The 21,972-nt window shown below is 67.2% G+C and carries 18 protein-coding genes; 4 read left to right on the top strand and 14 right to left on the bottom strand.

Annotated features, from left to right (window positions below; genetic code table 11):
- The first annotated feature begins 91 nt into the window (after positions 1-91).
- Positions 92-2,146: an alpha-1,4-glucan--maltose-1-phosphate maltosyltransferase gene (locus EAO79_RS12185; RefSeq protein ID WP_124769145.1), complete on the top strand. Its 2,055-nt coding sequence runs from the start codon at positions 92-94 to the stop codon at positions 2,144-2,146.
- Between the two features lie 65 nt (positions 2,147-2,211).
- Complete coding sequence (gene glgB, locus EAO79_RS12180) at positions 2,212-4,434, top strand: 1,4-alpha-glucan branching protein GlgB (protein ID WP_124770159.1); 2,223 nt, start codon at positions 2,212-2,214, stop codon at positions 4,432-4,434.
- Positions 4,435-4,512: 78 nt separating this feature from the next.
- Here the strand turns inward: glgB and EAO79_RS12175 are convergent, their stop codons facing one another.
- From EAO79_RS12175 to rpsB, 11 genes are all read right to left on the bottom strand, one after another.
- The gene (locus EAO79_RS12175; protein ID WP_124769144.1) at positions 4,513-5,493 is read right to left on the bottom strand and encodes a tetratricopeptide repeat protein; all 981 of its coding nucleotides are present in this window, start codon (positions 5,491-5,493) and stop codon (positions 4,513-4,515) included.
- Positions 5,490-7,343, bottom strand: coding sequence for a hypothetical protein (locus EAO79_RS12170; RefSeq protein ID WP_124769143.1), 1,854 nt, complete (start codon positions 7,341-7,343; stop codon positions 5,490-5,492). The genes EAO79_RS12175 and EAO79_RS12170 overlap by 4 nt, the downstream gene beginning before the upstream one ends.
- A 118-nt stretch (positions 7,344-7,461) precedes the next feature.
- Positions 7,462-8,205 carry an alpha/beta hydrolase gene (locus EAO79_RS12165; RefSeq protein ID WP_124769142.1) on the bottom strand — a complete coding sequence of 248 codons (744 nt, stop codon included), beginning with the start codon at positions 8,203-8,205 and terminating at the stop codon, positions 7,462-7,464.
- Between the two features lie 52 nt (positions 8,206-8,257).
- Positions 8,258-8,548 carry a hypothetical protein gene (locus EAO79_RS19400; protein WP_071260877.1) on the bottom strand — a complete coding sequence of 97 codons (291 nt, stop codon included), beginning with the start codon at positions 8,546-8,548 and terminating at the stop codon, positions 8,258-8,260.
- A 50-nt stretch (positions 8,549-8,598) separates the two neighbouring features.
- The gene (locus EAO79_RS12155; RefSeq protein ID WP_124769141.1) at positions 8,599-9,267 is read right to left on the bottom strand and encodes a lytic transglycosylase domain-containing protein; all 669 of its coding nucleotides are present in this window, start codon (positions 9,265-9,267) and stop codon (positions 8,599-8,601) included.
- Positions 9,268-9,342: 75 nt separating this feature from the next.
- A complete protein-coding gene (locus EAO79_RS12150) occupies positions 9,343-9,900 on the bottom strand; it encodes a DivIVA domain-containing protein (RefSeq protein ID WP_236555416.1) in 558 nt (185 codons plus the stop codon).
- A gap of 55 nt (positions 9,901-9,955) precedes the next feature.
- Entirely contained in the window at positions 9,956-11,002 is a 1,047-nt protein-coding gene (locus EAO79_RS12145) for a phosphatidate cytidylyltransferase (RefSeq protein ID WP_241160866.1), read from the bottom strand.
- A gap of 71 nt (positions 11,003-11,073) precedes the next feature.
- Positions 11,074-11,628 (bottom strand): ribosome recycling factor, encoded by a 555-nt coding sequence (gene frr / locus EAO79_RS12140; RefSeq protein WP_124769139.1) that lies wholly within the window; start codon positions 11,626-11,628, stop codon positions 11,074-11,076.
- Positions 11,629-11,700: 72 nt separating this feature from the next.
- Positions 11,701-12,414, bottom strand: a complete 714-nt coding sequence (gene pyrH, locus EAO79_RS12135; protein ID WP_056006822.1) for a UMP kinase — start codon at positions 12,412-12,414, stop codon at positions 11,701-11,703.
- Positions 12,415-12,583: 169 nt separating this feature from the next.
- On the bottom strand, positions 12,584-13,411 hold the full coding sequence (gene tsf, locus EAO79_RS12130; protein ID WP_124769138.1) for a translation elongation factor Ts: 828 nt from the start codon (positions 13,409-13,411) through the stop codon (positions 12,584-12,586).
- Positions 13,412-13,429: 18 nt separating this feature from the next.
- Positions 13,430-14,353, bottom strand: a complete 924-nt coding sequence (gene rpsB / locus EAO79_RS12125; protein ID WP_064295105.1) for a 30S ribosomal protein S2 — start codon at positions 14,351-14,353, stop codon at positions 13,430-13,432.
- 314 nt (positions 14,354-14,667) lie between these two features.
- On the opposite strand from rpsB, the gene EAO79_RS12120 reads away from it, so the two are divergent.
- Positions 14,668-15,192, top strand: a complete 525-nt coding sequence (locus EAO79_RS12120; RefSeq protein WP_124769137.1) for a murein hydrolase activator EnvC — start codon at positions 14,668-14,670, stop codon at positions 15,190-15,192.
- Here the strand turns inward: EAO79_RS12120 and EAO79_RS12115 are convergent.
- Together EAO79_RS12115 and EAO79_RS19105 are read right to left on the bottom strand one after the other, a co-directional pair.
- Complete coding sequence (locus EAO79_RS12115; RefSeq protein WP_124769136.1) at positions 15,165-16,094, bottom strand: tyrosine recombinase XerC; 930 nt, start codon at positions 16,092-16,094, stop codon at positions 15,165-15,167. The two genes, EAO79_RS12120 and EAO79_RS12115, sit on opposite strands and share 28 nt — an antisense overlap.
- A gap of 57 nt (positions 16,095-16,151) precedes the next feature.
- A complete protein-coding gene (locus tag EAO79_RS19105; protein ID WP_241160865.1) occupies positions 16,152-16,478 on the bottom strand; it encodes a hypothetical protein in 327 nt (108 codons plus the stop codon).
- Between the two features lie 66 nt (positions 16,479-16,544).
- Between EAO79_RS19105 and EAO79_RS12105 the strand changes: the two genes are divergently transcribed.
- Positions 16,545-18,044 carry a recombinase family protein gene (locus EAO79_RS12105; RefSeq protein ID WP_124769135.1) on the top strand — a complete coding sequence of 500 codons (1,500 nt, stop codon included), beginning with the start codon at positions 16,545-16,547 and terminating at the stop codon, positions 18,042-18,044.
- 137 nt (positions 18,045-18,181) lie between these two features.
- Here the strand turns inward: EAO79_RS12105 and EAO79_RS12100 are convergent, their stop codons facing one another.
- Entirely contained in the window at positions 18,182-21,499 is a 3,318-nt protein-coding gene (locus EAO79_RS12100; protein WP_164486936.1) for an SIR2 family protein, read from the bottom strand.
- Between the last annotated feature and the right edge of the window lie 473 nt (positions 21,500-21,972).

The raw sequence follows: 21,972 nt of genomic DNA, 5'->3' as shown, positions 1-21,972 counted from the left end.
AGCATGACGCGCGACACCCCGCGCGCCCCTTCATCGGTGGTCGTTTCGCGGTACGGTCGGACCAGTGGCACCGAAGGAGATGGAACGCACTATGCCGAAGTCAGTACCGCAGTCCTCCACCGTCGACGACGCCGTACCGGTGTCGCTCACGCTGTCCCCGAGCATCGGGCGCATCCCGATCCTGGATCCGACCCCCTCGGTCGAAGGTGGCCGCTGGCCGGCCAAGGCGTTCGCGGGCGAGGTGGTGCCGTTCGGCGCGACCGCGTTCCGCGAAGGACACGACCTCATCGGGGTCGAGCTCCTGCTCACCGATCCGCGCGGGAAGATGGTCGCGCATCGGATGGCTCCGGGCGCCCCGGGCACGGACCGCTTCGAGGTCGAGGTCCAACTCGCGACCGAGGGCACCTGGCGGTACCAGGTCCGCGCCTTCGCCGACGAGTTCTCGACCTGGGAGCACAACGCCCGGGTCAAGATCGAGGCCGGCGTCGACGTCGAGCTCATGTACCTCATCGGCGCGGAACTCCTCGAGCGCGCCGCGACGGACAAGCTCCGCCCGGCGAAGGACCGCCGCTTCCTCACCGCCGCCGCCAAGCTCCTCCGCGACACCGACGCCGAGCCGGCAGCCCGGTTCGCGGTGCTCGACGACCCCGAACTCCTGGCCATCGCCGACCGCCGACCGTTCGCCGGTCTCGCGAGCACGAGCGACGAGCGCGTGGTCCGCGTCGAGCGAACCCGGGCCGGCGTCGGTTCCTGGTACGAGTTCTTCCCGCGGTCGGAGGGTGCCGAGCGGAACCCGGACGGCTCCTGGACGTCGGGCACCTTCCGCAGCGCAGCCGGTCGGTTGCCGGCCGTCGCCGCGATGGGGTTCGACGTCCTCTACCTGCCGCCCATCCACCCCATCGGCGTGACGTTCCGCAAGGGGCCGAACAACACCCTCACGCCCGGCGAGCACGACCCGGGTTCCCCCTGGGCGATCGGTGGTTCCGCGGGCGGTCATGACGCGATCCATCCCGACCTCGGCACGGAGAAGGACTTCGTCGCCTTCGTCCGCCAGGCGAAGAAGGTCGGCCTGGAGGTCGCCCTCGATCTCGCGCTGCAAGCGTCGCCGGACCACCCCTGGGTGACCGAGCACCCCGAGTGGTTCACGACCCTCCCCGACGGCACGATCGCGTACGCCGAGAACCCGCCGAAGAAGTACCAGGACATCTACCCGGTCAACTTCGACAACGACCCCGAGGGCATCCGGGCCGAGGTGCTGCGCATCGTCCGGCACTGGATCTCGCTCGGTGTCCGCATCTTCCGCGTCGACAACCCCCACACCAAGCCGCTCGACTTCTGGGAGTGGTTGCTTGCGACCGTCAACCGGACGGACCCCGACGTCGTGTTCCTCGCGGAGGCCTTCACCCGTCCGGCCCTGCTGCAGGGTCTGGCGAAGGTCGGGTTCCAGCAGAGCTACACCTACTTCACGTGGCGCAACACGAAGGAGGAGCTCGAGGAGTTCCTCGGCGCGGCAGCGACCGAGACCGCCGACTTCCTCCGGCCCAACCTGTTCGTCAACACGCCGGACATCCTCACCGAGTACCTCCAGTTCGGTGGCCGGGCGGCGTACAAGGTGCGTGCGGCGATCGCCGCGACCGCCGCTCCGACGTGGGGGGTCTACGCCGGGTACGAGCTCATCGAGAACGTCGCCCGTCCCGGTGCCGAGGAGAACATCGACAGCGAGAAGTTCGAGTACCGTCCGCGGGACTGGGCCGCTGCGGAAGCCGCCGGCACCTCGCTGTCGCCGTACCTCACCCTGCTCAACCAGATCCGGCGTGCGCATCCCGCCCTCCGGCAGTTGCGCAACATCAGCTTCCACTGGAGCGACGACGACCAGATCCTCGTCTTCAGCAAGCATCTCGACCAGCGGTTCACCGGCACCGGTGAGCACGACACCCTGCTCGTCGTCGCCAACCTAGATCCGCACTCGGTCCGACAGACCATGGTGCACCTCGACCAGACCGTGTTCGGTGGCGTCCCGGGCGGCAGCTTCGACGTCACGGACCTCGTCACGGGGGCCGAGTGGATCTGGTCCGACAGCAACTTCGTGCGCCTCGACGCCTTCACCGAGCCCGTGCACATCCTGAGCGTGAGGATCCGACCATGACGACCAGCCCTGTGACCCCAGACGGAGCCGCTGCACCGAAGCGCTCCGGCCGTCGCGCCGCACCGATGCCGGTCGACGCCACACCGGCGCCCCGGGAGCTCCCGCTCCCCTCCGTCGAGGACTGGATCCTCGACGCCGTCGCGGAGGGCCGCTATCACGATCCGCACCAGATCCTCGGCCAGCACCTCGTCGACCTCGGCGGGGTGAGCGACCCCCTCGTGGTCGTCCGCGCCAGACGGCCGCTGGCCGAGCAGGTGACGGCGGTGCTCGCCAACGGTGCGCGCGTGGAGCTCGCGCACGTCCGCGCCGGCATCTGGCAGGGCTTCCACGTCGACGGCATCATCGACTACACGCTCGACGCCCGCTACAGCGACGGGTCGATCTGGAACGCCGACGACCCGTACCGGTTCGCGCCGTCGATCGGTGAACTCGACCTGCACCTCATCGGCGAGGGTCGCCACGAACGACTCTGGGACGCACTCGGCGCACACGTCACCGAGCTGCGTGGGGTCACCGAGTCGGTCGCCGGCACCGCGTTCGCCGTCTGGGCACCTCACGCACGTGCGGTCCGGGTCATCGGCGATCTCAACTCCTGGGACGGCACGGCGCACGCCATGCGCAACATGGGTGCGACGGGTGTCTGGGAGCTGTTCATCCCCACCATCGGCGCCGGCGAGCTGTACCGCTTCGAGATCCTGACCCAGCACGGCGACTGGGTCCGTCGGTCCGACCCGATGGCCCGGTTCACCGAGCGCTCCCCCGCCACCGCATCCGTGACCGGTGTCAGCGACTACCGCTGGACGGATGAGGCGTGGCTCGATCGGCGAGCCGCGAGCGATCCCCACAACGGCCCCATGAGCGTCTACGAGCTCCACGTCGGCTCCTGGCGTCCTGGGCTCGGCTACCGGGACCTCGCGGACCAGCTCATCGAGTACATCGCGGAGCTCGGCTACACGCACGTCGAGTTCATGCCACTCGCCGAGCACCCCTTCGGCGGCTCATGGGGCTACCAGGTCACCGGCTACTACGCGCCGACCAGCCGCTTCGGTTCGAGCGACGACCTCAAGTACCTGATCGACCGTCTCCACGGCGCGGGGATCGGCGTCCTCATGGACTGGGTGCCCGGCCACTTCCCCAAGGACGAGTGGGCCCTCGCGAACTTCGACGGTCAGCCCCTCTACGAGCACCCCGACCCGCGACGTGGCGAACAGCCGGACTGGGGCACCCTCGTCTTCGACTTCGGGCAGCCCCAGGTCAAGAACTTCCTCGTGGCCAACGCCCTCTACTGGCTCGAGGAGTTCCACGTCGACGGCCTGCGCGTCGACGCCGTCGCCTCGATGCTGTACCTCGACTACTCGCGGAAGGACGGCGAGTGGCTGCCGAACGTCCACGGTGGGCGCGAGAACCTCGAAGCGATCAGTCTCCTGCAGGAGGCGAACGCGACGGCCTATCGACGGAACCCCGGCATCGTGATGATCGCCGAGGAGTCGACGAGTTGGCCCGGCGTCACCGCGCCGACGAGCGAGGGCGGACTCGGGTTCGGCCTGAAGTGGAACATGGGCTGGATGCACGATTCGCTCCAGTACATCGAGCACGACCCGCTCTACCGGTCGCACCACCACGGCGAGATCACCTTCTCGATGGTCTACGCCTTCAGCGAGAGCTTCCTCCTGCCGATCAGCCACGACGAGGTCGTCCACGGCAAGGGGTCCCTCCTCGCGAAGATGCCCGGTGACCACTGGCAGCAACTCGCGAACATGCGGGCCTACCTCGCCTTCATGTGGGCCCACCCCGGCAAGCAGTTGCTCTTCATGGGCCAGGAGTTCGGTCAGCCCTCCGAATGGTCGGAGGAACGCGGTCTGGACTGGTGGATCCTCGACCAGCCGAGCCACCGGGCACTGCTCGGCCTCGTGTCCCGACTCAACGCCGTGTACACGGAGCACCCGGCTCTCTGGGCCCTCGACCACGACGCCGCCGGCTTCGAATGGCTCGACGCCGGGGACGCGCAGAACAGCGTGCTCTCCTTCCTGCGCTGGGACGACGACGGCAACGTGATTGCCGCGCTCGTCAACTTCTCCGGCGCCCCCGTCGGCCCGTACCGGGTCGGTCTGCCTCGCGCGGGTCGGTGGGAGGAACTCCTCAACACCGATGCCGTGGAGTACGGCGGATCCGGCGTGGGCAACTACGGATCGATCGAGGCGTCGGCGTCACCGTGGGCGGGACGCCCGGCTTCCGCCGAGCTCACGCTGCCCCCGCTCGGCATGATCTGGCTCAAGCACGTCGGCTGACCAGGCTTCCGCGGCACCCGGATGCACGACGAAGGCCCGCCTCCTGAGGGAGGCGGGCCTTCGTCGTGCATCGGTCGGTCAGTAGAGCAGGCCGGTCAACCGGGCCCTGGCCTTCATGACGCGCGGATCGGTGACGCCGGCGACCTGGAACAGCTCGAGCAGGCGCGTCCGGACGGTGTCCTTGCCCGACTGGTCGAGGTCGGGGAACAGCGTCAGCAGACGGTCGAAGGCGTCCTCGAGGTGCCCTCCGGAGAGGTCGAGGTCGGCGACGGTCAGCTGGGCGTCGAGATCGTCGGGAGCGGCGGCCGCTCGTCCGCGGATCTCATCGAGGGTCTTCCCCGTGAGGCGGTGCAGCAGACGGACCTGGGCGAGGCCGGCCACAGCCATGTCATCCTTCGGGTTCTGCGCGATGGCCTTCTCATACGCGGCGATGGCCGTCGGGTAGTCGGCGCGCTCGATGGCCTCGTACGCCTCGGCGTGGAGGGGCGGCAGCGGCTCTTCCACGGGCTCGGCGGGGGCTGCAGCGTCGCCATCGGCGACGACAGCCCGACCGGAGACCCCGTTCTGCTCGGCCAGCTGCAGCAACTGCTCGATCACGTCACGCACCTGCGACTCCGGGATCGCGCCGTTGAACATCGGCACCGGGCGTCCGCCCACAACGGCGACGACCATGGGGATCGACTGCGCCTGGAAGGCCTGGGAGAGCTGCGGGTTCGCGTCGACGTCCACCTTGGCGAGCACGAAGCGGCCGGCGTATTCCGCGGCGAGGCGCTCGAGCACCGGCGAGAGCTGCTTGCACGGTCCGCACCATTCGGCCCAGAGGTCGATGACGACGGGGACCACGGAGGACAGCTCGACGACCTGTCCGAACCCGTCGTCCGTCGCGTCGAAGACGAGGGACGGGACCTGGACGGTCTGGTCGGTCGTCGCGCCGGGCGCTTCTGCAGGCGCGCCTGCTTGCGTCCGCGCGCCGGCGGGCGGCGTCTGGTGGCGACGCGCGAGGCCGGAGAGGTCGACGGCGCCGCGCAGGTGTGCTGCGCTCGGCTCCGCGGCACTCACGGGAGCTCCGATGCGGCGATGAGGGTCTGGGTGAATCCGAGCAAGGTGATCTTCTCTCCGGAGTTGACGGCTGGCACGTAGAACAGGAGCTGGTCGCCGTAGGTGGCCTGTGTCCCCTTCGCGCTCTCGGTGATCCCGGAGAGCGCGGCGACCGCACCCGAAGGTTTCACGGTAGCACCGGCGGTGACGACGGAGACCACCTCGCCCTCCTGCACGTTGACGGCGACGATCGCGCCGGAGTCGTTGGTCGCCAGCGCGACGTTCGGGCCGGTACCGGCGGCCGCAGAGAAGGCGATGCTCGCCGTCGTCGGCAGGTTGGCGGCCTTCGTCGCGCGGTCCGCGGCGACCTGCGTGCGGAAGACGTCGCCGTCAGCGTTGAAGAGGCCGGCGAAGGTGCTCGCGTCGCCGTTCGTGATGATGTCGGCGTATGCCGCGGCGATCTCCTCCGGGGGCATGACGAGCAGCTTCGAGTCCGGCGGGACGCTCGCGGCACCGATGGTCGCGGGCGCGACGTTCTCGAGTCGGGCGCCCTCGAGGAGCTTCTCCGCGTAGACGACCTGGTAGTTCGACCGCGGGTCCTGCTGGGTCATCACGAGGACCGTCGGCGACACCGTCTCGTCGGCCTTGTCCTGGATCGCGGTCATGACCGTCCGAGGCCAGGCGTCCGTCGCCTGAGGCAGGGTGAGCGTGACGGGCGAGGCGGGGATGGGGGTCGCTCCGGCGGCGTCGGCCACCTTCGAGCGGAGGGCGTAGTTCGCGGTGCGCTCCTCGAGCGCCGGCCCGGAGAACCGGACGGCCGCAGCGGTGCCGTCGAGCGCAGCATCGGCCTCGGACGCCGCCGTCGAAATCCGCGACACGATCCGTTCGACCTGTGGCACGGTGACGACGGGCGCCGCGAAGTCCTGGTCCTGGCTGTCGGCCGGCAGTTCCGTCGCGGTGACGGTGGGCGTCGGTGACGGCGCTCCGATGGTCGGCCAGTAGTCCTGGGAGCAGCCGCTCAGACCGAGCGTGCCGATGAGGACGAGCGGGACGCCCACGACGAGGGAACGGCGGAGCGGGGAGCGCTTCGTCTTGCCGGCCCCGAGTTCACGGGGGCGGCGCGGCTTCGGTTGTCTCGACATCTTCGTGATGCCCTTCTGTCCTTGTCCCGGACCCTTGCGACGCGGGCCTCGCGAGCGACGCATGCGCTGGATCCCCGAGAGGTAGAGCACGATGCCGGCGAGGAGCACGAGGATGCCACCGGCGATCAGCGGGCCGGCCCACGGGGTGGCGTTGTCGAGTGGCCAGGAGAGGCGGAGGGAATCCGGAGCGGCGGCCGTACCGTCGGTCGCGATGAGCACGTCGATGTCCTTCGGCAGGTTCATCGTCGCGATGACCGCGCCCGCCTCGTCGTACTCGCCGAGCCAGAGGTCGGATCCGCGCGGGTCCGGGCCCTTCTCGGAGGTGGTGGTGTCGTCGGTGGCCGGCGTCGCCGACGGCTCCGGACTCGGGGTCGCCCCGTCGTCGGTCGCGTCCGCCTCGGCGGCGACGGTGGTGGTCGTCAGGGCGGTGCCGGCACTGTTGACGCCCACGCGGCTGTAGGGCTCGTCGCCGAGCCAGGCCGTGATGTCGTCGGAGCGCCCGTAGCTCATGAACACCTGGGTGTCGCCGCCCGCGCCCGCCACGATGGACTGCGCTCCCGGCTGCGACTGCAGCACGCTCCCGGGGATGACGATGAACCGATCACCGCTGTCGACCGTCGTGGACAGGCTGAAGGTGCCGGGCGAGAGGAACACGGTCCGTTGCGCGATTCCCGTCACGATCATGACGGCTGCCACGACGAACGCGGCGATGGCGAGAACGAAACGCACGGATTACTCTCCTCTGGCGTCGGAGCGACGCGGGTGATCCTGCGTCCGACGGGATCCGGCGGGTCGGGCCGGCAGGAGACGCAGGTGGTTCAGGCTATCGGAAATGACTGGGAGGCGGCTAGACGGCCGCTGAGAGGCCGGGGGCAGGCCAGTGCGTCGGGAGCGGCAGCGCCTCGGGACGCACTGCAGCGACGATCTCGGTGAGCACGCGTCGGGTCTGGCTCTCCCCCACCCACAGGTGCTTGGCACCGTCCACCGGGACGAGGGTGGCCCCGGGGAGGACGCCGAACCGTTCCGCCGCTTCCGCTGGTCGGAGGTAGTCGTCGAACTCGGGCACGAGGACGACCATCGGCCGGTCGTCGCCGGCCCAGGCCCGGAGCTCGTCCTCCGTCGTGCGGTGCAGCGGCGGAGAGAGGAGGATCACGCCGTCGACGGCCGGGTCGCGCCCGTACTTCAAGGCCAGCTCGGTCCCGAACGACCATCCGACGATCCACGGATGCGGAAGCCCGCGCTCGGCTACGAACGCGAGCGCGGCCTCGACATCGGCCCGCTCGCCGACGCCGCCGTCGAACGCGCCGTCGCTCGTCCCTCGAGGAGACGAGGTGCCGCGGGTGTTGAAGCGGAGCACGGCGATCCCCGCGAGCGCAGGCAAGCGCGCCGCGGCCTTCCGGAGCACATGGGAGTCCATGAACCCGCCGGCGGTGGGCAGCGGGTGGAGCGTCACCAGGGTCGCGACGATCTCGCCGTCGGCCGGCACCGCGAGTTCGCCGACCAGGGTCAGGCCGTCGGCCGTGTGCAGCTCGATCTCCTCGCGGACGGCGGGGAGCTCGGCGCCACCACGGATCTCGATGGTGTCGGTCATGAGTCAGTCCTCCGGGGCAGTGTGGTCGGGTCGTTTCGCGGCGTGCGTGCGTTCACCGGATCCGCCAGCAGTGCGAGTGCCAGTGCCGCCGGGCAGCGATGTCGGCCTGGTCGCCCAGGACCCCGTCAGCGCGCCACGTCACCACATGGGCGGTGCCGGGCGGGATGGACTGTCCGCATCCAGGACACACATAGGTCTTCTGCGCGCTGGAACCGCTGACGGGCTGGACGAACCAGGATCCGTCTCGATGGTCCTCGGTGCGTTTCCACCCCGCCATCAGCCGTTCGAGACCGTTACCCTCGTCGTCGCCGGGCCGTGGCCGGTGGCGGTGGTGTCGGGGCATGGGTCAAGTCTAGGCTCAGCCTCCACGACCGTGTCGGGAGGCGGTTCCGGTCAGTACCAGCCGTTGGACTCCGAGTGGGCCCACGCGCCACACGGCGTGCTGTACCGACTCGTGATGTATCCGAGACCCCAGGTGATCTGCGTCGCGGGGTTGGTCGCCCAGTCGGCTCCGGCCGAGGCCATCTTGGAGCCGGGAAGCGCCTGCGGGATGCCCGTGGCGCCGGAGCTGGCGTTGTAGGCGTACACGTTCCAACCCGACTCGCGGTTCCACAGGGAGACGAGACAGCTGTACTCGCCCTCGCCCCAGCCGTTGGCCATGACCATGTCGTATGCGATGGCCTGAGCCGTACCCGGGTCGGGCGTGCCTGCCGCGGGAGCACTGCCCGTGGACGAGGAACCGCCGCCGGTCGCGGCCGGCGTCGCCACGGGAGGCGGCGGGGGCGGAGCGACGACCTCGTAGCTGTCGCGGGCGAAGGTGTACTGGTAGTTCGAGCTTGCGACGACCGACTGCGCGGCGTTGCCACCGAACTGCGCCTGCTTCTCCGCATAGGAGGACGCCACGACGCTCGAGGTCGGGTCGACCATCGTCACGGCGACGAAGCCGAATGCAGCCGTCGCCGCGAAGATCCCGAGGACCTTCTTGCCGCGAGAGCGCGGCCGATGGTAGGCCTGAACAGCCTTACCGGTGTTCGGCTGGGCTGATGGTTTCCACGGGGTCACGTCAGTTGAGTCTTGAGGCACGATGCATCGATGGTAGCCGAGAATGCCTGATCAGGCCACCTGGTCGCCCGACGCTCAGCGAACCGCCAGCATGACGTCCACGACGCTGTCGAGCAGTGCGTCGACCTGGGACTCGCGGTAACCGGCCCATTCGTTGCGGAACACGGCCGTGCGGACGCGGTCGACGTTGAGCGGCGTGCCGTCGTGGAAGTAGGCGACGAGGCGATCCGCGAGGGCGTCCACGTCCTTCCGGCTGTAGCCGCGGGCGAGCAGGCTCACCCGCTGGAACCGCTGGCCCTCCGGCCTCGTCAGCCGGTTGAGGATGACCTGCGCGGTGCCGCGGGCGTCGCGCAGCCACTCCTTGGCACCGCGCTCCTCGACCGACCGCTCCCGCTCGCGGAGCGAGAAGGCGTCCTCGAGTCGCTCGAGCGCCGCGTCGACGTGCTCGGTGCTGTAGCCACCCCGGACGAGCCGGAACGCCACGTGCCGGATGTCCTCCGCGCTCAGGATCGCATCGGCGTCGGCGTCGGTGTCCTGCCCGTAGGCGGCGCGAGCGCGGTCGAGGAACTCGTCGACCTCGGCCGGATCGTAGCCACGCTTCGAACGTTTTGCGGTGGGGAAGATCGTGCTCACCGGACCATTCTCCCCCATGAGGGGCTGATCGGGCGAAATCGGACCGAGCCGGGACTCAGACCGCGAGTCCGCCGAACAGGAGGTACACCACGTAGGCGACGACCGCCGACGGCAGGATCGAGTCCAGGCGGTCGAGGAATCCCCCGTGCCCGGGAAGCCACGAGCTCATGTCCTTCACGCCGATGTCGCGCTTGATGAGCGACTCCGCGAGGTCGCCGACCGTGGCACTGCCGAGGAGCAGCAGACCGAGCAGGACACCGACCCACCACGGGACACCGAGCATGAGGATGGCGAGCAGCACGCCGGCCACGACCGAGACGACCCCCGCTCCGGCGAAGCCCTCCCAGGTCTTGTTCGGGCTGATCACCGGCGCCATCTTGTGCTTGCCGAACGACAGGCCGCTCACATAAGCACCGACGTCGACGCAGATGACGAGGATCAGGAACGCCAGCGTCCACCATTCGCCCTCGGGCTGGGCGACGAGGAACACGGCGAAGGAGGCGAGGAAGGGGACGTAGACCTGGATGAACGTTCCGGACGCGAGGTCGCGGACGAGCGTGGGAAGGTCGGTCCGCTTCGAAGCGATGGCCTGCTCGGCCACGCGCCAGACGATGACGAGCAGGATGCCGAGCAGGACGACGGACCAACGCCAGACGTCGTGGAGGAAGAACGCCGCCGGCTGCATCGCGACGGCCGAGATGACGGTCGGGATCGCCGGCACCCGGCGCCCGGTCTGCTCGAGGGCCTTCCGCAGCTCCAGCGTGGCGAAGGCCACCACGGCCGAGGCCAGGACGACGAAGATCACCTTGAAGATGATCAGGCTCACGAGCATGATGCCGCCTGCGGCCACCCCGATGAGGATGGCGTTCACGAGGTTGCGGCCGACCCTCGCCTCGATGCGTTCGTTCGTCGCGTCGAACTGCGCCTTCGTCGCCTGGACCTGCCGTTCGATGTCGGCACGTTTGGCGTCGACCTGCCGCTCGAACTTCGCGCGCCGGTCCTTCAGCTGGGACCGCAACTCCTGCGGACCCGACTTGCCGGACCGGCCGGGCTCGGGCTTCGACGGATCGCTCGATCGCCCGGGAGCGACATCGTCTTCCACAGGTACCTCCAGCGGGCGTGCCGTCGGTCGAGGGACCGGTCGGCGAACGGAATCAGCGGTGGGACAGCGGCTCAGATGGAGAGCAGCTCGGTCTCCTTGGCCTTCAGCGCGGCGTCGACGGCGTCGATGTGGGACTTCGTGACGGCCTCGAGCTCCTTCTCGCCGCGTGCGACGTCGTCATCGCCGACCTCGCTCTTGAGCGCCTCGAGGTCGTCCTTGCCCTTGCGACGGATGTTGCGGATCGACACCTTCGCGTCTTCACCCTTGCCGCGGACGATCTTGACGTATTCCTTGCGACGCTCAGCGGTCAGTTCGGGCATGGTGACCCGGATGACGGTGCCGTCGTTCGTCGGGTTGGCGCCGAGGTTCGGGATGTCGCGGATCGCCTGCTCGATGTCGCGCAATGCGGACTTGTCGTAGGGCGTCACGACGATCGTGCGAGCTTCCTGGTTCTGCAGGGAGGCGAGCTGCGCCAGCGGCGTCGGCGTGCCGTAGTAGCTCACCAGGACCTTCTGGAACAGCTGGGGGTTGGCGCGACCCGTACGCACCGTGGCGAAGTCATCCTTCGCGGCCTCGACGGCCTTCGACATCCGGGTACTAACATCCGAGAGGACATCCGCGATCACGAGCACTCCTTTGATTGCATTACTGGGTTCAGTCTAGTCGGGCGGCTGGCCTCGGCCTGGCCGCCCTGCCGCCTAGGCGGAGGTGACGAGGGTGCCGATCGCGGCACCGCGGATGGCCGCCGTGACGTTGCCGGCCGGCTCCATGCCGAAGACGCGCATCGGCATGCCGTTGTCCATGCAGAGGCTGAAGGCCGTCGAGTCGACGACCTTGAGGCCGCGCTGGAGCGCCTCCTGATAGGAGATGGTGTCGATCTTCGTCGCCGTCGGGTCGACGCGGGGGTCGGCGGTGTAGACGCCGTCGACGCCGTTCTTGGCAACGAGGACCTCGACGGCTCCGATCTCGAGCGCGCGCTGTGCCGAGACGGTGTCGGTCGAGAAGTACGGGAGTCCGGCGCCCGCTCCGAAGATGACGACGCGGCCCTTCTCGAGGTGTCGCTCGGCACGGAGCGGGATGTACGGCTCGGCGACCTGCGTCATGGCGATGGCCGACTGCACGCGCGTGGCGGCACCCGCCTGTTCCAGGAAGTCCTGGAGCGCCAGGGCGTTCATGACCGTTCCGAGCATGCCCATGTAGTCGGCTCGGCCGCGGTCCATGCCGCGCTGGCTGAGCTCGGCTCCGCGGAAGAAGTTGCCGCCTCCGACGACCACTGCGACCTCGACCTCGGCGGTCGCCTCAGCGATCTCGCGGGCGATCGACCCGACCACGTCGGGATTGACGCCCAACTGGCCGCCTCCGAACGCCTCACCTGACAGCTTGAGCAGTACCCTGCGCTTCTTCTCCGGCATCCGCCTGTCCTTCCTCGTCCCTCACACAACTTAGCGTCAGGAGCCGCCCGCTGTCCGCGACAGCCGTCGACTCGCTGGCTGGATCGTCACCGATCCCACGTGCGCGGGTATGCCCGCGCACGCAAAGGGGTCCGGATCGCCACTGGCGATCCGGACCCCGTCACAACTGCTACGCGCCGACCTTGAAGCGGGCGAACCCGGTCACGGTGAGGCCCGCGTCAGCGAGCACCTTCTGCACGGACAGCTTGTTGTCCTTGGCGTAGTCCTGCTCGAGGAGCGCGACCTGCTTGAAGTACGAGGTCACGCGGCCCTCGACGATCTTCGGCAGTGCAGCCTCGGGCTTGCCCTCGTTCTTCGAGATCTCGGTGACGATCTCGCGCTCCTTCTCGACCTCGTCGGCCGGGACGTCGTCGCGGCTGAGGTAGGACGGGTTGGCGAACGAGATGTGCTGCGCGATGCTGCGAGCCGTCTCCGCGTCGTCGCCCGTGTAGCCGACGACCACGCCGACCTGCGCGGGCAGGTCCTTGTTGGTCTTGTGGAGGTAGACGGCGAAGTGCTCACCGCGCACCACCGCGAGGCGGCGGAGCTCGAACTTCTCACCGATGATCGCAGCGGAGTCCGCGATGACCTCGGCGACGGTCTTGCCGTCGGCCGGAGCCGCGTTCCCCTCGTCGACGGTGGTCGCGCCGGCGGCGACGACCGCGTCGAGGACGAGGTCGGCCAGAGCGAGGAACTTCTCGCCCTTCGCGACGAAGTCGGTCTCGCAGGCGAGCTCGATGAGCGTGGCGGTGTCGCCGTTCTCCTTCGCGGCGACGAGGCCCTCGCTCGTGGAGCGGTCGGCACGCTTCGCGTTACCCTTCGCACCCTTGAGACGCAGGATCTCGGTCGCCTTCTCGACGTCGCCATCGGCTTCGACGAGTGCGTTCTTGGTGTCGACCATGCCGGTGCCGAGCTGCTCGCGCAGCACCTTCAGGTCAGCGAGAGAAAAGTTGGCCATTGCTGGTGTCCTCCTTGATTACTTCTCGTCGGCGACGACGGCGGCAGCTGCGCCCTCGGCGTCGGCGGCGGACTCGGTTGCAGCGACCTCGACGTCTTCGACAGCCGGGGCTGCCTCGACGGCGTCGGTTGCGGCGATCGCCTCATCGGCGACCTTCTCGGTCTCGGCGGAACCCTGCTCGCCGCCCTGGAGCAGCTCCTGCTCCCACTCGGCGAGCGGCTCGGCCGGGGCGTCGCCCTCGGTCGGCTTCTGGTGGCGCTGGATGAGACCCTCGGCGGCGGCGTCGGCGATGATGCGCGTCAGCAGGCCGACGGAACGGATCGCGTCGTCGTTACCCGGGATCGGGTAGGTGACCTCGTCGGGGTCGCAGTTGGTGTCGAGGATGCCGATGACCGGGATGCCGAGCTTGCGCGCCTCGTCGATCGCGAGGTGCTCCTTCTTGGTGTCGACGACCCAGAGCGCCGACGGCGTCTTCGAGAGGTTGCGGATACCACCGAGCGACTTGTGGAGCTTGTCCAGCTCGCGCTTCTTGATGAGGAGTTCCTTCTTGGTGAAGCCGCTCTTGGAGGCGTCTTCGAAGTCGAGCTCCTCGAGCTCCTTCATGCGGGCGAGTCGCTTCGACACCGTCTGGAAGTTGGTGAGGAGGCCACCGAGCCAACGCTGGTTGACGTAGGGCTGGCCGACGCGCGTCGCCTGCTCGGCGATGACTTCCTGCGCCTGCTTCTTCGTGCCGACGAAGAGGATGGTGCCACCGTGGGCGACCGTCTCCTTGACGAAGTCGAAGGCCTGGTCGATGTAGCCGAGCGACTGCTGCAGGTCGATGATGTAGATGCCGGAACGCTCGGTGAAGATGAAGCGCTTCATCTTCGGGTTCCAACGGCGGGTCTGGTGCCCGAAGTGCACGCCGCTGTCGAGCAGCTGGCGGATGGTTACGACGGCCATGAGCCGTTCTCCTGTTCTGCGCTCGCCACCGCACCGCTGACGCGGACGGGTGGGAGTGCCTCGGTTGTCTGACGGACCGGATGGCCTCGTCCCTGGTGCCCGGCGCACGTCCGCCACGCTCCGGAGAGCGAGGACCGATTGGAGGTGGTGGCCGAAATGGCACGCGTAGTCACCCCGACGAGCGAGGTGCTCCGTTCAGCATAGCATCAGGCCACCGTGATGACGGCGCTCCACAGGCCGTCCGACCAGGTCCGTCCCCCCCGCTCCGAGGTGCCCACCGGCCCTCGCTCTCCCGAGCACGTCAGGCTCGGATCATGATGACCTCGATCGCCAGTTGGTTCCTCATCTCCTGCCTGGTGCTCCTCGCACCCGTGAGCACGTCTGGGGCGGCGCCGGCCTGGAGCTGGCCGATCGCTCCCCCGCACGTCGTCACCGAGCCGTTCGTCGCGCCGCCCGACCCCTACAGCGCCGGCCACCGGGGTATCGACATCGCGGCATCACCCGGTCAGCCGGTCGCCGCAGCAGCCGCCGGCGTCGTGACGTTCAGCGGGACGGTGGTCGACCGCCCACTCGTCGTGATCCGGCACGACGACGGACACGTCTCGAGCATCGAGCCGGTGGTGGGTTCGGTCGACGTCGGTAGCCGCGTGACCCGCGGGGCACCGATCGGGACGGTCGACGTCGGCGGACACTGCGCCGACGGCTGCGTGCACTTCGGGGTGCGGCTCGACGGCGTCTACGTCAATCCGATGCTGCTGCTCGGCGAGGTGCCACCGGCCGTCCTGCTCCCACTGACCGCGACGGCGGAGGCTCAGGCCCGTGGGTGGGCGTTGCGGTAGCTCTCCTTGATGCGTTCGACGGAGACGTGCGTGTAGATCTGCGTCGTCGCGAGACTCGCGTGGCCGAGGAGTTCCTGGACCGCGCGGAGGTCCGCTCCCCCGTCGAGCAGGTGCGTCGCGGCGGTGTGCCGCAGGGCGTGAGGCCCTGCCGGACCACCACCGGGCACGGCGTCGAGGAGCCGGGCGACGAGCGTGTAGACGGAGCGCGGGCCGAGCCGCCCTCCGCGCGCGCCGAGGAAGAGGGCTGCGCCGGGCGTCGGTCCGCGGTCGTTCGCGGCTGCACGGGCGACCAGCTGCGGGCGGGCGCTCGTGAGGTAGTCGACGATCGCCGACTGAGCGGGGACGCCGAACGGAACGACCCGCTCCTTGTCGCCCTTGCCAGTGACACGGACGGTGAGCCGGTCGAGGTCGAGGTCGTCCCGGTCGAGTCCGCACAGCTCGGACACGCGAAGCGCTGACGCGTAGAGCAGTTCGACGACGGCGAGGTCGCGGAGGGCGTTCGGCTCCCCCGATGCGGCGCGGTCCTCGAGCCCCGCGAGGAGGTCGTCGAACGGCCCCCGGCCGACGACTCGTGGCAGGGTCCGACCCGTCTTCGGACTCCGGAGACGTGCCGCGACGTCCGAATCGACCCTGCCGGTGCGCAGGAGCCAGGCGCTCCAGGCCTTGGCCGTGGCGGTGCGTCGCGCGAGCGTCGCCTTGGACGAGCCGGCCTCGGAAGCTGCCCAGAGCCAGTCGCGGAGGAGGTCCAGCGTCACGCCGTCGACGCGCTCGACATCGCGTCCGGTGGCGAAGTCGGCGAGCTGCCGGAGATCGGATGCGTAGGCGCGAACGGTCTGCGGCGACAACCGACGCTCTGAAGCGAGGTGCTCCGAGAACCCGTCGATGCTACTCCAGATGTCCACGTGGACAGCATGCCCCACGCGTCCGACGCCGTGGCCTTCCCCCGCCGACCGATCACCTCACGCCCGTCCGCCGACGAGCACCCAACCCCGTTCGCGTTCCTCGACGGCCCCGGCGAGATCGAGTGCACCGAGCACGCTGGTGACCTCACGAGGACTCAGACCACTCGCTTTCGCAAGCGCCTCGACGGTGCGCGGCGAGCGAGCGCTCATCACATCACGGACCCGGCGTTCCTCCGGTGAGGCGAACGCCTGCGCGTCCGCGTCGACCGCGGTCCACCCGGCGAGCTCCGCCATCTGCGCGGCGTTCGTCACGCAGGTGGCGGCGTACTCACGGATCAGCCGGTGACAGCCAGCCGACGACGGACTCGTGACCGGGCCGGGCACGGCTCCGAGCGGACGCCCGAGGGACGCAGCATGCCCGGCGGGGGTGCTTTGGGCTAGCCTCGGGCCATGGCAAGTCTTGCTCAATCGAGCTGCGTGATCTACGTCCGAATGTCCCAGGACCGCAGTGGTGAGGAGCTCGGCGTCGCACGCCACGAGCAGGAGTGTCGAGCGCTCGCGGGACGACTCGGGCTCGAGGTAGATCAGGTCTACAGCGACAATGACCAGAGCGCGACCAGCGGGAAACGCCGTCCGGCCTTCGAGGCCATGTTGGAATCGCGTCCGCGTTCGATCATCGCATGGCATCAGGATCGCCTTCTGCGCCTGACGAAAGACCTCGAGCGAGTGATTGACCTAGGCATCCCGGTGTATTTCGTCACTTCGGCGGAGAACGGGCTCGATCTAGCCTCGCCAGCCGGCCGCGCCGTCGCTCGCACAGTCTCAGCGTGGTCGCAGTACGAGGGAGAGCAGAAGCGGCTCCGCCAGGTGTCCAAGAACGTGCAGCTTGCCAAGCACGGTCACTGGCAGTTCAGCAACAGGCCGTACGGCTACGAACGCGTCGAAGGACGAATCGCGATCGTGCCCGCTGAGGGGGAAATTCTCCGGGAAGGCTATCGACGGGTCACCGCCGGGACGAGCTACAGGCAGCTCGCAATCGACTGGAATCGGCGTGCTGTCCTCCCGCTTTTTGCGGACAGATGGACAGGCGAACGGGTCCAGCGTCTGCTGGAGAACTCCCACTACGGCGGCGTACCTTCTTATAGGGGCGAGCCGGTTGATCTCGATGAAGGCAAGACCATTCAGTGGGAGCCGATTCTCACGCCACGGGAGTGGGCGGACTTTCGAGAGCTGAAGTTGAACCGCAAGCGGAAGCAGTCCTGGGCGGCGACGCCGAAGCACCTCATGAGCGGCATGCTCACCTGCGGCGTCTGCGGCGGGCAATTGTTCAGCCACGGTCAAGATGTACGGCAGCGAACGAATACAGTGAACGCGAACGGGAATCCCGTCCGTACTCCGCGCTTACGCTCGGACGGTAGCCGCCTGAAGACGATCTCCTACGTGTGCTTCGAGCGATACTGCACGTCTATCAGCGGGGAGTACGTGGACGCGGCTGTTCGTGCCTGGGTTCTCAGGACGCTGCAGGATGAGCGCATGGTTCCCCGCCTGCGCCCAGACGACGAGTCGGTGCCTGTCATCGAGGAAATTGAGGATCTACAGCGACGGCGCGATGACGTCGCCGAACTCCTCGGCGATGGGCTGATCGACAAAGTCAAGGCGCGCGAGAAGCTCTCGGACCTGAGCGAGCGCCTCGAGCGCAAGCAGGCAAAGCTCTCAGCGCTCAGAGCAGAGTCGCCTCTGAGCGACATGCGGCTTGCGGAGTCGCTCCCTGAGAAATGGGACAACCTGTCAGTGCTCGAACGTCGTCGGGCGATAGCGGACCTTGGAGTCCGGTTGACGATCGACCCGGCCGACCGTGGCCCGCGGACCGTTGACCCGCGTACTGGCGAGAAGTTCACCTTGAGCGCTTGGACTGACCGCCGGCTTCGCTGGACGTTTCAGGAGGAATAACGCGTCCTGGGCAGCTCAAGCGCAGAAATCGGGTCCTCGGGCGAACGTCGTGCGCGATCGGATCACCCCTTAGCTGTGCCGCCGACATGGCGCAGACATGCGTCTAGTGATGGCGTGTATGACGCGCTAAACGCACGTCACCCCATCGCTTCCAGCCGTGCGCGGGCAGGCGAGTAGCCGAGCCCCAGCAAGGTGTTGAGCACGTTCCGGACGAGCGGCGCGTTCGTTGTCACAACCAGGTCGGTTGTAGTCAGAATCTGGTCGACGAACGGCGGCAGGGTCAGACTCCCTCGCATCAGGTGATTAGCCACGCGAAGGTATGACTCGGGGTGCTCTTCGTAGGGGAATTCGTCGAGGTCGTAGTAGCCATAGAGATCCTCCTCGCGAACCGAAACGACTGGACCACGGACAAAGAGTTCTGCTGCCAGCGGGACATCGATGCCGGGAAGGACTAGCCAACGCAAGAAAGCCCGCTGCTCTTCCTCTGATAACGGGGGTTGACCGTCGAGACGGTGACCCCAGTGTGCGAAGAGCAGCTCCTGATACTCGCCAGCATCTCCTTCCTGGTCCACGAAGTGAGCGACAGATTGAATCCATCGCGCTCGTGCCGAGTGGGGAGCATGCGTCAGGAATGCGTCTGCCCATTCGAGGTTGGGCCGTCCGAAGTCGAACACGAAACAGATTGAATGGAGCTGTACGAACTGCTCGATCGACGCCGGCAGTCGGCGAGAGATCTGGGGCCATCCCGTACGAACCTGCTCCTGTAGCAGCTCTCGCAACCGTTTCCCGGTGAGACCTCGGGCGAGCAACCCTGCCCACAAAGTGTTTGAATGCGCGCTGCCGTCTAGCACCTGGAGGCGTGGCAGAAGTTGCTCAGCAAACCATTCCGGAGCACGGAAGTGGAGGCTCGACGCGTACTCGGTGAGCATCATCGGGCTCGGATCTGCCGGATCTTCAGCCTGAGCGTCCAATAGCTGCTGCAGCCCGACCACCCCCTCCTCATCAATCCGCGCTTCGTCGCCCTCCTGCTGCACCGCGCGAAGCAATGTCCCTGTAAAGCTGCGGGCGAGTGATCCCCTCGCCGTCTGCCGCCACTCCGTCAGATCTGCTGTCTTGGCAGCGCCCGTCTCCCGGTTCGCAAGTCGCCAAAGGCCCAGCAGCAGCCGGGCACGTTCTTGCGCGTTGACGAGCGCTCGGTTGAGCATGTTCTCCGGATAGGCAACCGAATAATTGAGTCGCGCCGCGATATCGGCCGCGCCTTCGGCGTTGCTCTCGATCCGGCCGAGCAGGTCGCCAGCCGACCAGGTCGTTCCACGGACAATGACCTGCAGGGCTGCAATCCAAGCTGGGATATTCCAGACTTCCTGTTGGATCAATTCATCTAAGAGAGGTACGCCCCCATACACAGTGTGGTCAAGATAATCGTGAAGCTCTCGCAGCGTCGGCCCTGCCGAGTACTCATCCTGCAGTGTCTGATCCTCGCTGAGCGCTCGGACCAGACCTTCGAGACTCATGAGCCGGAAGCGCCCTTCGGCGTCCCTGGGATCATCGGCTATGCGCGAAAAGGTGCGCGTCGACCTGAGGTCGGGGAACTCCTCAGGAGCGAAACCATGCTCGCGTTCCATTCCGTCTCGCGTGGCTTGAACCGGATCCTCGCCACCCGCCGATCTGCTAAGCCACACAAACACGTTGTATCTAGTGTATTCAGACACCTCCACGTCGTTTGGCCCGCGATCGGTGCTCCTGACGTAGTCAATGAAGGCCAGCCGCGTGACCTTCGAGGAATGTTTGTACGTCGCCGCCATGAGCCTGAACACCTCAGGCTTACTTCGATACTCGAATGGAAGCGCGCGCTGCATCAGGAGTTTGACGAGCACATCCGCTTCAGCGCTCCTGGCCTCGGCGAGCGCGTCAAGCGCTAGACGCTGAACCATTTCCGATCGGTCTTCAACGAGGCGCATAGCATCGCGTGTCCCTTGGTCGCGCACCTGCTCACGTAATAGGTCGCGCGCAATATCAACCACGAGCATGTATGGGTCGTCTCTGTAGGACCGCTCCGCGTGTTCCACCTGCTCCCTGCGGAGGGAGATCGCGTCCTCGCGATCTCCCTCCGTAAAGAACGCATGGGTCTTCTCAACCAGGCGGATGAGATCCAGAACAGCAGACAGGAGGTAGCTACGATCAGATAGCTGAGGCATGAGCCTAGGCCAGGCGTCGCGGATCGACGAGCTGCGCCAGTGCAGGCGCAGGCGAGTCTCGAGATGATCAGCACTGAACCCCCAACCACTCTGCACCTTGAGCTCTAGCCGAGGATTGAGCATGTGCAAGAGCAGCAACTCGCTTGTCTGTGGGTCTGCCTCAACCGTCCTTGACAGCAACATCGACAGGCGATCGGACTCCCGGGGCTGCTGAGAGGACATGAGGACGAAGATCAGACGGCGATGACCGGCAGAGCCATTGAAATCGCTGTAAATCTTGTGCCAAATTTGAAACCACAGTTCCGGTTGCAGGAGACCCTGGTGGCCTGCCAACACAGTAAGTAGGAGCTCTCCATCGTCATCGTCGATCGACTCTCTTACCCATCGGGCCCAATCGTGCGGGCTCTCCACGGGCCGGGCGTCCGAATCGAACAGTGCGTTAAGCACGCCTAGAGCGTCGAGTGCGCTGAGCCAATCTGCTGCTCGGGCGTGGCTACGGAAGTGCCGCGCTAGTGCCGGATCTGACAGTCTCCAGCCCGTTTCTTGAGGCGAAACTTCTGCTGATTCCGGGCCGGCTGAGACGAAATCGATGATCTCGTCGAATCGTTGAGTTGGCTCTGCCGACAGGCGTGCACTCCAGCTGCCGACGAACGACTCCAGCGCACCATATGTGCTTGTGGGAGTGGACGGAAATGGCATTGCCCGAATCCCCAACCGCTCCCAATTTTCATACTCATCAGCATTCTTGGTGAAGGCGAACCGTTCGCCATTGTATGGCAGAGCGCGGTTAAGGTACTGGATGATCGTATCCTCAGCGCTGTAGCCGATGAGGACTACGGTGTACCGCGCAAACATCCGCGTAAGAAACTGAGTGGCCCATCCCTCGGTTATATATGCCTTACCAAAATCTCGGTCAGTGAGGACCATACGGGAAGAAGGGGGAGGATTGAGTATGCCATGCAAGTGGACGACTCCTGAGAAGTCATCCCCAAGCGGTAGAGCAGGGGCCACGTGCACGTCCGGATCGAGTCCGACCTCCGTCGCGGCGGCTTCGAAGAGAAGATCGAAGTTCGTGGTCACAATTCGCGGTGTCATGCCATGCGCACTTGCTACACGTAAGAGATTGAAGTGGTAAGGATTCGGTTTGACCGTCCCTTGCAGCCTGGCGCTCACGCGGCTGTGGACATCCCCGCTGATCTCGTCCAGTTTGCCCATGACCACGTCGAATTGAACCGGCGAGCTCGCGTCCGCCGGCACTAGCTCAGGATGACCCAATGTGCGAGACACATCTTCAGCCAACCCCCGGAACCCCGGTAGATTCGATGGGGTTGCCGATGAAACACCTGCTCCACAGAAAAACACAAGCGAGTCCGACCAGAAAGCTTCCTCAACCTCAGCTGGCAGATTCACGCCATCAGAGATCCACTCAACCGTCCCCATTGGCGCGACCACCCTCCCGTTGCGTCGATTCTCGCACCGTGAGCTCGTCGAGCGGAGGATGACGCGCCTCACCGCGCCGGGACAACGCGCGTCCCGCAGGTCATAGCGGAGGCAGGCCTGGCCGAAGACGACTCCTTCACTCTCGTGCGGGCTTCTGCACTGTGCTCCAGACCTCCGGGCACTATCGGTCGCCATCGCCGAGGCTGTTGACCCGCGTAAGCAACTTCCGAACCGAAGTCTTCCTTCATCGACGAATCGTCCTGGGCCCAGTACTGAACGACAGCGGCTGC

Source organism: Plantibacter sp. PA-3-X8, assembly GCF_003856975.1.
Taxonomy (GTDB): Bacteria; Actinomycetota; Actinomycetes; order Actinomycetales; family Microbacteriaceae; genus Plantibacter; species Plantibacter auratus.
The sequence above is the reverse complement of the archived record's forward strand: the minus strand, read 5'-3'. Positions and strand labels throughout refer to the sequence as shown.

Coding starts and splice junctions, on each gene's coding strand:
- rpsB (WP_064295105.1), bottom strand. CDS start 14,353: ATGGCCGTCGTAACCATCCGCCAGCTGCTCGACAGCGGCGTGCACTTC.
- EAO79_RS12165 (WP_124769142.1), bottom strand. CDS start 8,205: ATGACCGACACCATCGAGATCCGTGGTGGCGCCGAGCTCCCCGCCGTC.
- glgB (WP_124770159.1), top strand. CDS start 2,212: ATGCCGGTCGACGCCACACCGGCGCCCCGGGAGCTCCCGCTCCCCTCC.
- tsf (WP_124769138.1), bottom strand. CDS start 13,411: ATGGCCAACTTTTCTCTCGCTGACCTGAAGGTGCTGCGCGAGCAGCTC.
- EAO79_RS12185 (WP_124769145.1), top strand. CDS start 92: ATGCCGAAGTCAGTACCGCAGTCCTCCACCGTCGACGACGCCGTACCG.
- EAO79_RS12120 (WP_124769137.1), top strand. CDS start 14,668: ATGATGACCTCGATCGCCAGTTGGTTCCTCATCTCCTGCCTGGTGCTC.
- pyrH (WP_056006822.1), bottom strand. CDS start 12,414: ATGCCGGAGAAGAAGCGCAGGGTACTGCTCAAGCTGTCAGGTGAGGCG.
- EAO79_RS12105 (WP_124769135.1), top strand. CDS start 16,545: ATGGCAAGTCTTGCTCAATCGAGCTGCGTGATCTACGTCCGAATGTCC.
- EAO79_RS19400 (WP_071260877.1), bottom strand. CDS start 8,548: ATGCCCCGACACCACCGCCACCGGCCACGGCCCGGCGACGACGAGGGT.